Below are 16,050 nucleotides of genomic sequence, written 5' to 3'. Positions count from 1 at the left end.
TTTTACCAGATTTTAAAAACAGGCATTTTTTTAACAGATATTGAATCGATACTCACAAGAAAAATAAAAAATCAGACACAGAGAAAGGGTTCAAAGTGAAGACGATTTTTTTTAAACTACGTAGTGGTGCAATGCCGCTCATATTATGTATTGCTTTGGTAGTGACCGGATTTCAGTCGGCACAGTCTATTACGAATCTTGAGGGAGATGCACGCGTTATTAACTATGCCGGAATTGTCCGCGGTGCTACACAAAGACTGATCAAAAAAGAACTAAATCATGTACCCGACGACAAATTAATCTCGCATTTAGACGATGTACTTGCAGGATTGTGCGGTGGAAGCGATGAATATAATATAATCCGGCTGGATGATAGTAAATATCAGGCTCTATTGGAAGAAATGAAGGACGATTGGGATGATATAAAGTCTGAAATTTATCTTTACCGGAGTGGCGATTCCTCCGGGGATCATTTATTTGAAATGAGTGAAAACTATTTTGACTTAGCAGATCAAACGGTGCTTGCTGCCGAAGTTTATACAGAGAAAATTGTTCAGCACTCCCGTAACGCATTATTTTTTATGAATCTCTTATTCATCGTACTAACCGCTTTATGTGCCATATTCACCTATTATCAGAGTAAACGCCGCGATAAACTATTAGAAGCAGAAAATGAAAATCGTTTAAAAAGTGAACAGCTTTCAAAACGTTTTGAAAATTTGCTTATTCCCATGAACGAAATCTCCGAGCTAATGTATGTATCAGATATCAACACCTATGAATTGCTCTTTGTAAATGAAGCCGGAAAGAAAACGTTCCAAATCAGTGCCGAGGAACAGCAGAAGTGTTATAAAGTGTTGCAGGGATTTGATTCCCCCTGTCCATTTTGTACGAACTCCCGCCTGAAAAAGGATGAGAATTATACCTGGGAGCATACAAACCCGATTACCAAACGGCACTATTTACTAAAAGACCGTTTATTGGAGTGGGAAGGTCACGCAGCCCGGATGGAGATCGCCTTTGATATTACAGACGCAGCCAATGAAAAAAGAGAACTGAAAAACCGACTGGAGCGGGATAATATTCTAGTTGAGTGCATAAGGGAGCTTTACCGAAATCATGATGCATTAGAAGCTACTTCCTATGTCTTAGAACAAGTAGGAAAGTTATTTTTAGCAGAACGCAGTTATGTCTTTTTATTTCATGGGGACAACTTGTCAAATGTGGCAGAATGGTGCAGAGAAGACGTCATACCGCAGATAGATTATCTTCAGAATCTTCCGCAGTCAGACTTTGCTATCTGGTTTAATATGTTTAGAAATCAGGAAAATATTGTGATCGATGACCTGGAAAATATTAAATCAACCATGAAACTTGAATACGAGTTTATGACCCAGCAGGGTATCAAGAGTGTAATTATGGTGCCTTTAGAACGTGAAGGAAGATTAGATGGCTGCATTGGTCTGGATAATCCGTCATGCAGTATCAAGGAAAATGCCGTGACTTTCCTTGAAACACTTCGCTATTTTATTATGCTTGCTATTCGCAGGAATGAAGATGAAGAGACCCTGTATCGCTTAAGCTACCTGGATACATTGACTAATTTTTATAATAGAAACCGTTATATACAGGATATCAACAGTCTGGAAGACAAAAATATTCCGATCGGCATTGTTTATCTGGACGTAAACGGACTGAAAGAGGTCAATGACCATTATGGACATGATAGTGGTGACAATCTCTTAAAGAAATGTGCTGAATTAATGCAAAACAGCTTTAATCAAGGTTCCTACTATCGAATCGGGGGAGATGAATTTATCATTATCTGTACGGATATCAGCCAGGAGATTTTCAGCGAAAACATTCATAAGCTGAAATATAATTTTGCCCATAATGATTGTAAAGCCGCCATTGGTTATGAATGGGCGGAGGACTGCCATAATATCCAGTCAATCATAAAAACAGCCGATGAAAATATGTATGCCGATAAAAAAGAATTCTATCATAATCATCGCGAAACAGGACGTTACAGACACCGCAATGATGTATTAGATTTTCTCTCTGATCCGGACGTATTGGAAACAAAGTTACAAAACAAACAGTTCCAGGTCTATCTGCAGGCTAAAATTGAACTGGAGAGCCGCAGTGTAGTAGGTGCAGAAGCATTAGTCCGATACATAGATGATGATGGTGTAGTCCAGTCCCCGGATAAATTTATTACTATTCTGGAACGTTCCTACCAAATAAGTAAAATAGACTTTTATGTCTTTGAAATGGTTTGTGCCCAGCTAAAGGAGTGGCAAAAACAGGAAAAAGCAATTTTTCCAATCTCCAGCAATTTTTCCCGCAGTACGTTTATGGATGATGCCTTCTTAAAAAGACTGGAATCCATTGTCAGTAACTATGGTATTGCCAAGGAATATCTGGAAATTGAAATTACGGAAAGCACTTGTTCTACCGATTTTAGAAGTTTAAGAAACAAAATCAGCCAGATTCGAAATGCAGGATTCCGGATATCCGTTGATGATTTTGGCGCCGAAAGTTCCAACCTGGCACTTTTGGCAACGGCGAAATTTGATATACTCAAAATTGACCGGGGTTTTGTAAAAGATATTATATCCAACGAAAACACACAGACGATAGTAGAAGCTATCGTAAGCGTTTGTAAAAAACTGAATATCCAATTAGTCGCAGAAGGGGTTGAAAACGAATCCCAGCTGGAAGTACTTGAAAATTGCGGTGTGAAAACGGTGCAGGGCTTTTTGTTCAGCAAGCCAATGCCGATGACGGAATATGAATGGAAAAATTCCTATAAATAATCTTTTATCACCGTTAATTTATAACAGGAAACTAATTGAAAGACTGTTTCATAAAGAGACCGGGGATACTGAAAAAGCAGATGAAAGTCAAGTAATTTACTTTCATCTGCTTTTTTATGAACTTTACTATATATCTGATCTAATTATTAATTTCTTTATTCTGTATTTCTCTTCTTTTCCTAAAATCAATCATAGATATACCATTTACTCTTTTAACAGATCTCAGCTCCGGAAGGCATTTTCTTTTCCGGGATCATCAGAGCCAGTTCACCGTTTTCATCCTCTGCACACAGAATCATTCCTTCAGACATAACACCCGCAAGTTTTGCCGGCTTTAAGTTTACAAGCACCATAACTTTTTTGCCAACCATTTCTTCTGCGCTGTAATTGGCTTTGATTCCGGAAACAATCTGTTTTACCTGGCTCCCGATACGAACCTGTGAGCAAAGCAGCTTTCTGGATTTCTTAACCTCTTCACAAGCGATAATTTCACCGACCTGGAACTGCATTTTCATAAAATCATCATAAGAGATTTCTTCTTTTGCTTCTATATCAATCACCGGCTCTGCGGGCACCTCTGCTTCTTTCTCTGAAGCATGAATCTCTTCTACCTTTGCCAATACTTCTTTCATGTCCAGACGTGCAAATAAGATTTCCGGCTTCTCTGTTACTTTGCTGCCGGATTTATAGATGCCGTACTGCTCCATTTCAGCCAGACTTCTTTTCTCAGCATTTAACTGTGTCAGAATTTTCCCGGAGGTTTCAGGCATAAAGGAATCCAATAAGGAAGCGCCGATGCTGATACTTTCTACCAGATTGTAAAGTACGGTTGCCAGACGGTCCTGTTTTGTCTCATCCTTTGCAAGCGCCCATGGCATCGTTTCATCTATATATTTATTGCAGCGTTTAAACAGAGTAAATATTTCTGAAATAGCGTCAGCAACACGAAGTTCTTCCATTTTTTCTGCTGCTTTTTTCGGAACTTCCAGTGCAATAGCTTTTAATTCTTCGTCTACCGGCTCTGCTGCCCCTTTATCTGCCACAACACCGTCAAAATATTTATTTGACATGGAAATGGTTCTGTTTACCAGATTTCCAAGGGTATTTGCCAGATCAGAGTTCATTCTTTCCACCATCAGCTCCCAGGAAATAACGCCATCGTTTTCAAATGGCATTTCGTGTAATACAAAATATCGTACTGCATCCACGCCAAAGAAATCAACCAGTTCATCTGCATAGAGAACATTTCCTTTGGACTTACTCATTTTTCCATCTCCCTGCAGCAGCCACGGATGTCCGAATATCTGCTTAGGAAGGGGAAGATCCAGTGCCATAAGGAATATGGGCCAGTAAATTGTATGGAAACGGATAATGTCTTTCCCAATTAAATGCAGGTCTGCCGGCCAGTCCTTTTTAAACTGATCCGTACTTTCTCCATCACAGTTATAACCAATACCGGTGATATAGTTTGTCAGGGCATCCAGCCAAACATAAACAACATGTTTTGGATCAAAATCAACCGGAATTCCCCATTTAAAAGAAGTTCTGGATACACAGAGATCCTGAAGTCCCGGAAGCAGGAAATTGTTCATCATTTCATTCTTTCTGGATACCGGCTGTATGAATTCCGGATGGGTATTGATGTGTTCAATCAAACGATCTGCATATTTACTCATTTTGAAGAAATATGCCTCTTCCTTTGCAGGCTGCACTTCTCTTCCGCAATCGGGACATTTTCCATCTGCCAACTGGGATTCCGTAAAAAATGACTCACAGGGAGTACAGTACATTCCTTCATAATGTCCTTTATAAATGTCACCTTTATCGTACAGTTTCTTAAATATTTTCTGTACTTGTTTTTCATGGTCTTCATCTGTAGTACGAATAAACTTGTCATATGAAGTATTCATCATATCCCAGATCTGCCTGATTTCTCCGGCAGTCTGATCTACAAATTCTTTGCAGGTGATACCTGCTTCTTCCGCTTTTAACTCAATTTTCTGTCCATGCTCATCTGTTCCCGTCTGAAAGAACACATCATATCCCTGTGCTCTTTTAAACCTTGCAATACTGTCTGCCAGTACTACCTCGTAGGTGTTGCCAATATGCGGTTTACCAGAAGTATAGGCAATCGCCGTAGTCATATAATATTTTTCTTTTCCCATGATAAATCCCTTTCTTATTCTTTCCGAATGCCTGAAGTGTGTCCGAAATTACTGTCTTGCCCGAAATGCATTATCTGCATTGACCGGCAAAATGCGCAAAAAACCCGCCTTCCCATTTGAGAAGACGGGTGTTATCATCCCGTGTTACCACTTCACTTCATTCATTTCTCGCGAAACAAATCTCTGCAAGTGCACATCCCTGGAGCTGATATTAAAATACCATTTTCCAATCGTACACTACACCGCTGTAACAGGCGGTTCCCGTTGCAGCCTTGCACAAAACCGGCAGATTGGGCCATGTCCACAGCCACTTGCCTTTTCCATGTTCGGTGCACCACTCAGAAGCCATCTTCCATCTATACTCACACTTCCCTCTCAGCATCCGGGAATTCTCTGTAATGCCTGCATCCGATGTACTCTCTTCGTCATTGCGTTTGTCTATATGTAGTTAGGCTATCACAATGAATGTTGGATGTCAAGTATGAAAGGAAAATATTCTGGGCAGGTATATGAAGTATTTTTCCCCTTCTAATATACTTCCAGCTTCAAAGTAACTCTATACGGGTCTGCATTTGCTTCAAATACCGGTTTGGGCCAGTTCTGGGTTTTCCAGGCATCGTAGATTCTGCCCATGCCGCTTCCTGCCCGGTCTCCTACTCCAATCATGTTGAAAAGCTTGAATATTGTTGGATTCCTGGGGTCGCTGATTCCGCCTGCAAGTATTTCTTCTTTTGGAATCAGAAGCCTGCCCGGATTTGATATGGTAAGGAGATTTTCTTTTTTTCTGATAACAATGCCTTGCCGCCCATAATAATCAGCATGAATCACGGCATTGCTTACCGCTTCTTTCAATGCACTTACCACCAGATCTTTTCCAACCTCATTTTTCATTTTGTTTACTGTAAATTCATGATCTCCATGAGCAACGAGTCTGCCTATTACGTTATTGTAATATTCAAAAATATTTCCATTAAAAGATCCGTCATCCGAGGTCATACGATAATTCCAGCCCAGCTTTACACCTTGCAGCTCCTCTCTGTAATCCAGAAAGTAATTTGGAAACTCTTCCCTTATGCAGGATTCTTTCCCAAACATCAGAAGACCGGCTATAGTGGGAACAAGCTTATCTTTTCTTCCTCTTTTTAAAACAGACAGCTTAATCAGAAATTCCGGCATCAAAAGCTTCAGGACAGGCGCCTCCGGCGTTTTCCCCTTCATAAAGCTTCGATATCTTTCAATTGTTTCCATACAAAGCGCTGAAATATCCATTTTTTCCATTACTACATCATCATATGGCATTTTTCTACCTTCCATCATTTCATACCCATCCTTTATTTTTCTTTATTCCAATTTCCGGATAAATAATCAGACTTTTATTACCAACCGTGGTAAAATTTTTCTGGGCATGGAATTTTCTTTCTTCGGGCCCAAAAGTAGTCTAAAATGCAATTACCGCTAAATTTACTATCTATGTATATTTCAGAATGAACTGGATAAAAAAGTCTACATTATTCGCCAAATTTATGATTGTACCGAGTTAATCCACTTAAAGAACGTGTTATGTGAGACTGCAAGCTGACGTGCCGCTTCCCTGCCGCTGATCTCTCCTACTTCCCATCTGGACCGGATGAGATGAAACTCCGGGGGAATATCCTTACAGGGACGCCCGAACTGTACACCGCGGATTTTTGCAGCCTCAATTCCCTCTGCCTGTCTCTGCCTGATATTTTCCCGCTCTGTCTGGGCGACGTATGATAAAAGCTGCAGCACCATATCTGCGATAAAGGTTCCCATCAGATCTTTGCCTTTCCGCGTATCCAGCAGAGGCATGTCCAGAACGAGCACATCTGCCCCTTTATTTTTTGTAATCACACGCCACTGGTCAATAATCTCCTGATAATTCCTTCCCAGCCGGTCTATGGACTTAATTACAATCAGATCTCCCGGCTTAATCCTTTTTAATAATTTTCTGTACTGGGGGCGGTTGAAGTCCTTGCCGCTCAGCTTATCCATATAGATATCAGCATCCCGGACTCCCCATCTGGACAGCGCAATCATCTGTCTGTCCTCATTTTGTTCTTTTGTAGATACTCTTACGTAACCATATTTTTTCATAAATACCTCCTTATTGCGTACGAACAGTCTTTCTTCGGCTTACCCAGTTATATACGTATATCCTTTATCATCTCCTTCTTTTTTCGTGTCCCTAATGGTAATTTTTGCATGTCTTCCTGCATATCTTTACACTAAAGACCCTATTGTCAGGTGAACCCTATGCGTAAAATCAACCCCGCGTCTCTTCTTCGCTTCCTGCTGATTCCGGCTTCCCTGTTACTGCTGATTTCTATCGGCATTTACATCAACAGCTCTTTCCATCATCAGGAAAACCGCAAATTCACAGATTTTACCCACAACATGTTTGTGGATGAAGTCACCTCCAACACGTTGAATCTTCATTATACCCTGTCGGACCCAAAGTCTTTCGGGATTGATGATTACATGGTAACACTTGGAGCCGCTGATGAAGAATCTCTCGCTGCATCTACCGCTGTCCTGGAAAATTATCAGGAAGCACTGAATCAGATTTCTTATAAGAAACTGTCTAAAAATAATCAGCTTACTTATGACATTCTTGCATACTACCTGAAGAACCAAAATAATGGAAAGGATTTTTCTCTGTATGCAGAGCCTCTGGGACCCACAATCGGCACTCAGGCACAGCTTCCGGTTCTGCTTGCGGAATACACTTTTAACAAAAAAGCAGACGTTGATGAATATTTGTCTCTGCTTTCACAGCTGGATACATACTATGCATCCCTTCTGGAGTATGAAAAAGCCAAATCCTCCGCAGGTTTGTTTATGAGTGATGCAAATACAGATGCAATTATAGCTCAATGCCAATCCTTTATTGCTGACCCGGATAATAACTTTTTAATTGAAATATTTAATGATAAGGTGGATTCCTTTCCAGAACTCACCCCTGAAGAATGTGCCAACTTCAAAGTCCGTCATAAGGACATTATTTTAAAGAAAGTAATTCCGGCATATGAAAACCTGATTACAGGACTGACCGCATTAAAAGGAACCGGAAAAAACAATGCCGGTTTATGTAATTTCCCTGATGGAAAGAAATATTATGAGTACCTGGTGAAAGATACAACCGGTTCCAATGCTTCCATTGATCAGATTCAGAAACGTCTGATGGACCAGGTGCAGACTGACTTTACTGAGCTACAGACTTTGCTGGCGAAAAACCCCACACTCCTGTCTTCTGTATCGGGCATGGCTGCTTCCTCACCGGAAGCAATCTTAAATGATCTTCAGAAGAAAATGGCAGATGATTTTCCCACCTCTCCACAGGTGAACGTAAATGTGAAATACGTCCACAGCTCCCTGGAAAAATACTTAAGTCCTGCTTTTTACCTGTCACCGCCTATAGATAATCTCATTGACAATGTGATCTATATCAACCAGGCATCTGACTACTCGGGGCTTGAGCTCTATACCACACTGGCGCATGAGGGATATCCGGGACATTTATACCAGACTATTTATTCCGGCAGTACCAACGCTGATCCGGTCAGAAGCCTGTTAAACTTTGGGGGTTACAGTGAAGGCTGGGCAACTTATGTAGAATTCCAGTCATACCAATACGCAGATGTAGATCAAGACGTGGCTGCCCTTTACCGCCTGAACCGTTCCATAATGCTCGGGATATCTTCTCTGCTGGATATCGCCATCAACTACCATGGCTACGACCGAAACGCAACTGCTGCCTACTTAAATCAGATTGGATTTTCAGACCCGGAGATCGCCAACAACATGTATGACATTATCATTGAAGCACCTGCCAACTATCTGAAATATTATGTGGGCTGCCTTAGCTTTATGGATATTCGGGATAAATTCAAAAAAGAATTGGGTGATAAATTCAACCTCAAAGAATTCCATGAACAGATTCTGACAATTGGGCCTGCCCCATTTCCAGTCCTGGAAAAATACCTGGAAAATTATTATCAGCTTGGATAAAGATCACAAACACCCAAAACCCGCTATCTTTCCTACGTTTTCGACGGTTTTACTCCCGAAAAGATAAATTTTTCATAAAAAACGAAAATTTCTTATATTTGCTACGGGTTTCGACTGACTTCGACAATCGGACTGTGTTATACTGTGTCTAACAGAGTCACTAACACACTAATAGAGCGAATAAAGGAGAAAACATATGAGAAGAATGTTATGTAATATTCAAAAGAACTGGTACAAATGTGCATTAGCTGCAGAAGGGAAAAAATTAGACCGATTGGTTGAAGAAGGAAAACCGTTAACAGGAAAAGAGTTGCTGGCGGTCAGCAGAAAAATTGATGGACATATGATAAGTCTTGTGAAAACAACAGAGTATTTAAAAAGAACAACATCCTGATTTAATTTTAATAAATTGAAAACGTAAAAAGACTGTGTACAGCGCTATGAAGTTGAATGTATTCAACTCCATAAACACTGTACACAGTCTTTATGTTTATCCGTAACATTATACCTGTGATTCTATCAAGAATCCATAATTTTAAGTTTCATTTTCATAATCAGTATCCTCTGGCAAAACGTATGGAGCCATGGGTTCTTTCTCGTCTCCATCACTATTTACTTCCAATGCCTTATTGATACCATTTACCGGCGGATTCTTAATTTACATTGACTTTTTAATTATTTTTACTTTACTGCTTAGTTTTGCTTTTGACAGCATCTTTTTATAGGATAAATATTTTTTCTTCGGAACATAGATCTTTGCTTTTGTTGAAATATTCTTGAACGCATACTTTCCAATACTTGTAATTGATTTAGATTTCAGCGTAACAGATTTCAGTTTCTTACATCCTGCAAAGCTCTCTTTTCCAATTTTCGTCACATTGCTTCCAATTGTAATCTTCGACAGTCTTGTGTTTTTCCGGAATGCATTGTCGTCAATTCTGGTTACCTTGTAGGTATATCCTTTAATTTTTACAGTGGACGGAATCGTTATGGATCTGTATGTTTTCTTCGCAGGTTTTACCAGCATTACTGTCTTTGTTCTGCTCGTAGAAGCCGTTACTTTGTAACGCAGTCCCCTTGTCTGATAGGTGCTTCCTTTTTTCGGAAGTGCAGGAATTTTTGAAAGCCCGCTCTTAGCCTTGTTCAGAGCATTGTACGCCTGGTCTGTCATTTCTTTTGTTGCATTTGGGTTATTGATAACAGCTGCTGCATTTTTCATAGCTGCTTCTAATACCGACCAGGTGGATGCCGTGTAATCCGCTTTTTTAAGGGATGCACATGATTGATACAGATTCTTCAATGCCGTCTTGTCAACGGGCACCGGTTTTGCCTGGGCGGGCTTTAATCCTCTTATTGCAGACTCCAGTGCAGATATTGCCTTTGATACATCCGCCTGAACCGCATTGTCATTTGCGTTTACGCCTTTTGCTGCATTTAGCGCCTGGATAAATACTTTCCAGCTCTCCGGCGTATATAATTTTTCATTATACTTGCCATTAACACTATTTATGAGTGCTGACAGCTTTGATTTATCCACAGGTTCTTTCTCAATGCGGGATGCTTTGAAGTCTGATATCGCCTTTGTTAATTTTACAATTGCATTATCTATATCTTCCGATACGGATTTGTCAATTGTCCCGGTCTGGGTCATGACAGAATTTCCATTATCTTGCGAATCTGTTCTATTTACCGTTCCGGTCTGAGTCATAACGGCATTTCCATTTATTCTTATTTCTGCTTTTCTTGCTGTCCCGGTCTGGGTCATAACCGTATTATCTGTTTCTGCCTGATCTTCACCATTATTGGCTTCTGATTCTGATTCAAGCCCTGACTGCATCTTGGGTTCCTGAACATCCTCAGAGATACTTCCGGTCTGCGGCTGTTCCTCTCCAGGATTCAATACCATAAATGCATCTGCATTATTATAAACTCCGGGGGTACCAGCCGTAATGGTAATGCTGTGGTTTCCAGGCTCCAGTCCTGTCACTCCATATACTTTATACTGGTTAAAATCCCATCCTCCGCCTTGAGCTGCACGGATTTCCACGGATTCTGCGCTGCCGTCATCTATTTTTACGGCTGCACTGCGCAGTGTCTGATCATAACCGGACAGCCAGACGATGCCGGTACCATTAAACTGAAGTTTCACTTCTCCATCTTTAAAATAAGTAATCGTATTGTTATATGGTTTATTTCCTGCTAAATATGATGCGTCTGCAGTATCTTGAATGCTTCCTTCCGGATACTGTACTGATTCATCCGTATCATCAATCATCAGCGCTTTTGCCAATATGGCATTGGCACTTCTAACCGGTGTACTGGCATCAGCACTCCACACATCACAGCGCAGCAGTTTCCCTGCATCCGTGTCTGACGGCATATAATTCTGACTAACAGCTCCTTCAATTGCTACATAAGTTTCTTTATCGTATCCCTGTGCACTATATGCATCTGCTGCATACCACTGATACTCTAAATCTTCTGGAGCCCCGTTTGTGATGGTACAACCCGCCGTGAGGCTTCCATCTTCATTTTCATTTACTGCCACATCACTGATTCTGACATTTTCACTTACATCATTGATGATAATAAATGCGTCCAGGCTGACATTTGCGCCTAAGGATAACGGATTCTTTCTTCCTGTGCGGTTGATTGTAATCTCGTGTTCTCCCGGTTCATCCCATACCTGCTCAAAAAGCACTTCATTTACCTGATTGCCCGTGCTGGAGTTCGCATCAAACAAGTCAATTTCTACGGGACTTCCTCCGTCTACCGTTACCTCTGCTATACCCTGATTGTTTTCTTTTGCGCCTACCCAGCGGATTCCGCTTCCCGCAAACTTGAAGGAAACACCTGCTTCATTTTTTGTATCCATAAGGTAGGTGACAGATTTACCATAAGCATTTGCAGTCCAGGACTTATCTTTATCAGTCTTATAATCTGTACCTTTGGTTCCTGAAAATACAAATTCATCCGAGTCATCTAATATATCATAGTAGCGATAAGAATCCTGTCCTATTTCAATTCCATTACTCTTTACGGTCTGTCTCTCTTTTCCGTCAATCAACAGCGTAGCCTTACAGTAAACCTTGTTTGCTTCCAGTCCCTTTATGTTCAGTATGTCATTTTCAGCACCTTCAATTACCTGTGCCTTACTGTCCGGATCGCCTGCTGCTACCCGGTACCATTGCAGTTTCACTTCTGTAGCTTCACTTTCATTCTGTACATGATAGGAAACCTTCAATTCTTCTTCATTTACTGCTGATATCTTTAAATTAACCAGTGATGTAATCGTCTCTTCCGTCAGATTATTTTCATTTGTCAGACGGATTGTTCCTGATCCTGTAGAACCATTTGCCAGTTTTCCCTGAATACCGGTGTAGTTGCCCCATCCCAGGTTTGGATAATACCATTGGTTATTAATGATGAGCTGTGCTTTTTCAGTAGCGCTGCTTCCTTCCGGCTTCAAAACTTCGAAAGCATCTACTACGATGCAATTAGCTTTTCCGCCTGCCGTTTCCAGTTTAATGGTATGTTCACCATTCTCCAGTCCCTCTATGCTGTAAATCACCGTCTGCTTCAGATCATTTCCCAGATTACTGTAGGTATCAATTTCTTCTTTGAATTCACCATCTACATACACTTTTACAAGGCCCGTATTCTTTTGCTTCGATCCGATATAGCGTATGCCGGTTCCTGTAAATTTAAATTCGCAGGAATCACCTAATTTTGAACTAAATGTTTCTGTTCCCGCATAATCAGAATTTGAATCATAGGTCGCCCATCCGCCCGTATACTTAATGGCTGCGTCCCTGTCATCCACATAGCCCAGATCAAAGGTAATTGCAACGCGGGCTGCCACGTTGGCATCCGGAGCTTCTACACTGATGCGGGGTGCGTCTGCTTCCAGTCCATAGTTTACATCATAGGACCACACATGCTCACGCATGGTTTTGAAGTCATTGGTTACCAGTCCATTATTGGGGTCATCCGTAGAATATACGAAGTAATTCTTCATATCATCTTTCCAGGACCACTGCGGTTCCACCCCATACTGATCCGGTGTCACATCCGATCCTTCTCTTACCTTGAGAGCCACTCCTTTATTACGTCCGATGTGGTCTTCCGGATAAGCTGTGTATAAACCATCTCTTAACCAGCTTACACTGTCTGTATCTTTGTCGATATCATAACTGATACCCACCTCTTTTAGTCCGCTCGTCACTTTCGGTGCAGTTGTCAGCGTATAGTCTGTGGTTATTATGCCATTTCCTGATATCTTTATATCAAAACGCACACCCTGGCCATTTGCATAAGAACCATTTACGGTTACTACAGCATACTGCTCCTGTGTCTCAGCTGTAATACCATCTATTTCCGCCAGGTTCCACTCTCCAAGGCTCATTCCTGTTACATGAAGGTATGGACCGCCTGTCACAAGAACCTGATCCTGAAACTGACCGCTTAAGATCATACCGCTTTCCTTGCTGAAAGAAACTGAAAAGTCTTTGCCTTTTACAACAATATCCTGTTCATTTTCTTCAATAGCCGGTGCCTGATCCCCAGCCGGTGTGAAGTTGTACTGTTTCGATGAAATCGCAACATTATACTCATCCACCATAATTCCATCCGGTGTATAAAATTTCAGATTTACAGCTTGTGCATCTTGGGATACCCCGTTTATGGTAATCACGCCATCACTGTGAGGTGCAATACTTTCCCCAACCATAATTTCATTCTGCTCACCGTCAACGGTATATTCAAGCTTCAATTCATTTGTATCTGTATGGTCGAACCAGTTCTTCACCGGAATATACATCGTACCGTCAGATATGTAACATGCCTCTTCCTCCACACGTACAGGCGAATAGGCTTTCTTAGTAAGATATGCCTCCGGCTTCTCTCTCAGGTAGGCATCCAATACGCTTCCCCATTCTCCATATCCGGCTGTCTGGCCATCTGAATGTGACTGCCAGCGCTCTGTGGTACCTTCCGGAATGTAGAATACATCATCGATTCCGCCCCATAAAGCTCCGCCAAGGGCTCCGTCACTGGTGAAAATATTTTCCCAACCTTTTTTTACACTTTCGCCCCAGAAATTACGTACATTTACATCCCGCTGAAGTTCATCCAGGTTATAGCAGGAAATATGTGCATATTCATCATGTATAACGGGTTTGTCAGCTCTCCCCATGCCGCCTGTTACATTTGCATAGTGGGCACTGTAGATATCGGCAAAGCCTGCAGGTTCTCCGGTATCCGGGAAGCTGAATACGCATGGACGGGTTGTGTCCACATCTCTTAAGTATTCTCTTTCATCCTGGAATGCATTTCCTCCGGACTGTGACGCTACTTTACTGTAATTTGATTCATTTCCCAGAGACCAGATGAGAATGGACGGCCTGTTGCGGTCACGTTCAATCATCTCCGTAAACTGAGGAAGAAAATCTTCGTACTTACTGCTGACATCTGCCCATGGCCCCTGGAAGCAGACAGCTGTCTCCTGTTCCACATAAATTCCCATTTCATCACAGGCATCCAGCAGATCTTCAGAAGCCGGATAATGTGATGTACGTATATGGTTTATATTTGCATTCTTGTACGCTGCAATCTCGGCGTAACTTTCTTCTCTGGTCATGGAACGTCCCAGATCATCGGATACATCATGTCGGCAGGTACCGCGCAGTTTTACTTCTTTTCCATTCACATAAACTTTATTGGTATCTGTGCCGTCTGCGCCTCCGTAATGTATTTCACGGAATCCTACATTCTCCTCATTTATCTGTACCGCTTCCCCGTTCACCAGTAATGTGGTACGCAGCGTATACAGATTTGGGTGTTCGGCATCCCACTGCTTCGGCTCTGTAACCGGCAGGGTAAGTTTCTTTGCAGCTGAGAGTTCTCCCGTTCCCGCCAGGACTTTTAAAGCATTGTCCCTTTCTTTGCGCATATTTTCAAATGCTGCTTTGGAGTACTGTCCTGTTTTACCGGAATTTCCTTCATAGAGATTCGTTTCATTTTCTTTTAATAAAGTACTTGCTTCCTCAACAAGTTCCGGTAAATTCTTTAAAGCCTCTGTATCCCGATCAAAATCTATTGTACCGGAGGTAACTACTGATTCCCCGTCAAGCAATTCCACAAGCAGTGCGCCTTCGCCTGAAACCATGTTCAGCTGGGCAGTTACTTCCAGATCTGCATTCGTAAATGTCTCATCAAAGTCGGTATTTACATAGGTCCGTGCAATACTGTCATATGGAACTGCAACAAGGCTTACATCCCTGTTAATCCCGCCCATGTTGTGATGGGCATACTCTGTAGCATTTGCCGGATTGTTGACTGATTTTCCTTCCGGGTTCCAGATTCCCTTTGTGGTACTGTATATTTCTGCAACTCCCACTGTCATGGTGACTGTCTCACCCGGTGCTGCAAATTCTGTGATATCACAATCCCAGGTGGTAAATCCACCTACATGAGTGCGGATATATTTTCCATTAATCCACACACGGGAATTGCTGTACACACCGTCAAACCTTACCAATACCCTGTTTCCCGCAAAGTCTTCCGGTACCGTAATCTCACGCTGGTAATAATACTCGTTGTTTGTCAGGATGTCGAAGCCCTGCATAAGCGGCTCTCCAGGCACTTTTATGTTTTTCCAGTCTCTTTCTTCCCATTTACTGAAATCAAAATCCTGGTTCTCTTCATTGGGTGCCGCAATTCCCCCTGCCTGTGTATAATCAGGAATATCAAACAGATATCTCCAAGTTCCGTCTCCCGTCTTCTCATTCAGGCTGACCTCGGTCTGTTCTATCCCTTTTATATACCTGGCTGCATCCGGAATCACCGGTGTATCCCAAACATCACTGCCTATCTCTGTTTCTGCCACTTCCTGCACATCAGCCGTCTGAACGTCTGAAGATGCAGCTTCCGCAAAAACGAGGATTCCATTCATCTGAAATATCATGACCCCCGCCAAAGCCATACTTATCCATCTTTTTCTATTTTTCATTATATAATCTCCCTTCCCCGGAGCGTAT

8 protein-coding genes are annotated in these 16,050 nt (G+C 41.7%); 3 read left to right on the top strand and 5 right to left on the bottom strand.

The genetic code is table 11. From position 1 onward, the window contains the following. The first annotated feature begins 95 nt into the window (after positions 1 to 95). Complete coding sequence (locus QR40_RS17570; protein WP_242858552.1) at positions 96 to 2,819, top strand: sensor domain-containing phosphodiesterase; 2,724 nt, start codon at positions 96 to 98, stop codon at positions 2,817 to 2,819. A gap of 212 nt (positions 2,820 to 3,031) precedes the next feature. On the opposite strand, the gene metG is transcribed toward QR40_RS17570, so the two are convergent. From metG to QR40_RS17555, 4 genes are all read right to left on the bottom strand, one after another. Further along, positions 3,032 to 4,984 (bottom strand): methionine--tRNA ligase, encoded by a 1,953-nt coding sequence (gene metG, locus QR40_RS17565; protein ID WP_044296161.1) that lies wholly within the window; start codon positions 4,982 to 4,984, stop codon positions 3,032 to 3,034. Between the two features lie 211 nt (positions 4,985 to 5,195). Then, entirely contained in the window at positions 5,196 to 5,366 is a 171-nt protein-coding gene (locus QR40_RS33985) for a hypothetical protein (RefSeq protein WP_465231370.1), read from the bottom strand. A 146-nt stretch (positions 5,367 to 5,512) separates the two neighbouring features. Beyond that, entirely contained in the window at positions 5,513 to 6,301 is a 789-nt protein-coding gene (locus QR40_RS17560; RefSeq protein ID WP_052430906.1) for an ATP-binding protein, read from the bottom strand. A gap of 204 nt (positions 6,302 to 6,505) precedes the next feature. Continuing rightward, positions 6,506 to 7,099 carry a recombinase family protein gene (locus tag QR40_RS17555; RefSeq protein ID WP_027295573.1) on the bottom strand — a complete coding sequence of 198 codons (594 nt, stop codon included), beginning with the start codon at positions 7,097 to 7,099 and terminating at the stop codon, positions 6,506 to 6,508. Positions 7,100 to 7,258: 159 nt separating this feature from the next. Here QR40_RS17555 and QR40_RS17550 point away from each other — a divergent pair, with 159 nt between their 5' ends. Together QR40_RS17550 and QR40_RS17545 are read left to right on the top strand one after the other, a co-directional pair. Next, complete coding sequence (locus QR40_RS17550; RefSeq protein WP_044296160.1) at positions 7,259 to 9,013, top strand: DUF885 domain-containing protein; 1,755 nt, start codon at positions 7,259 to 7,261, stop codon at positions 9,011 to 9,013. 196 nt (positions 9,014 to 9,209) lie between these two features. Continuing rightward, the gene (locus QR40_RS17545) at positions 9,210 to 9,407 is read left to right on the top strand and encodes a hypothetical protein (protein WP_027295571.1); all 198 of its coding nucleotides are present in this window, start codon (positions 9,210 to 9,212) and stop codon (positions 9,405 to 9,407) included. Between the two features lie 264 nt (positions 9,408 to 9,671). Here QR40_RS17545 and QR40_RS17540 read toward each other — a convergent pair whose 3' ends face one another. After that, positions 9,672 to 16,022 (bottom strand): glycoside hydrolase family 2, encoded by a 6,351-nt coding sequence (locus tag QR40_RS17540; RefSeq protein WP_044296159.1) that lies wholly within the window; start codon positions 16,020 to 16,022, stop codon positions 9,672 to 9,674. Positions 16,023 to 16,050: the final 28 nt, after the last annotated feature.

The organism is Robinsoniella peoriensis (assembly GCF_000797495.1).
GTDB lineage: Bacteria > Bacillota > Clostridia > Lachnospirales > Lachnospiraceae > Robinsoniella > Robinsoniella peoriensis.
Note: the sequence above shows the minus strand (reverse complement) of the source record. Positions and strands in the feature narration are given on the sequence as shown.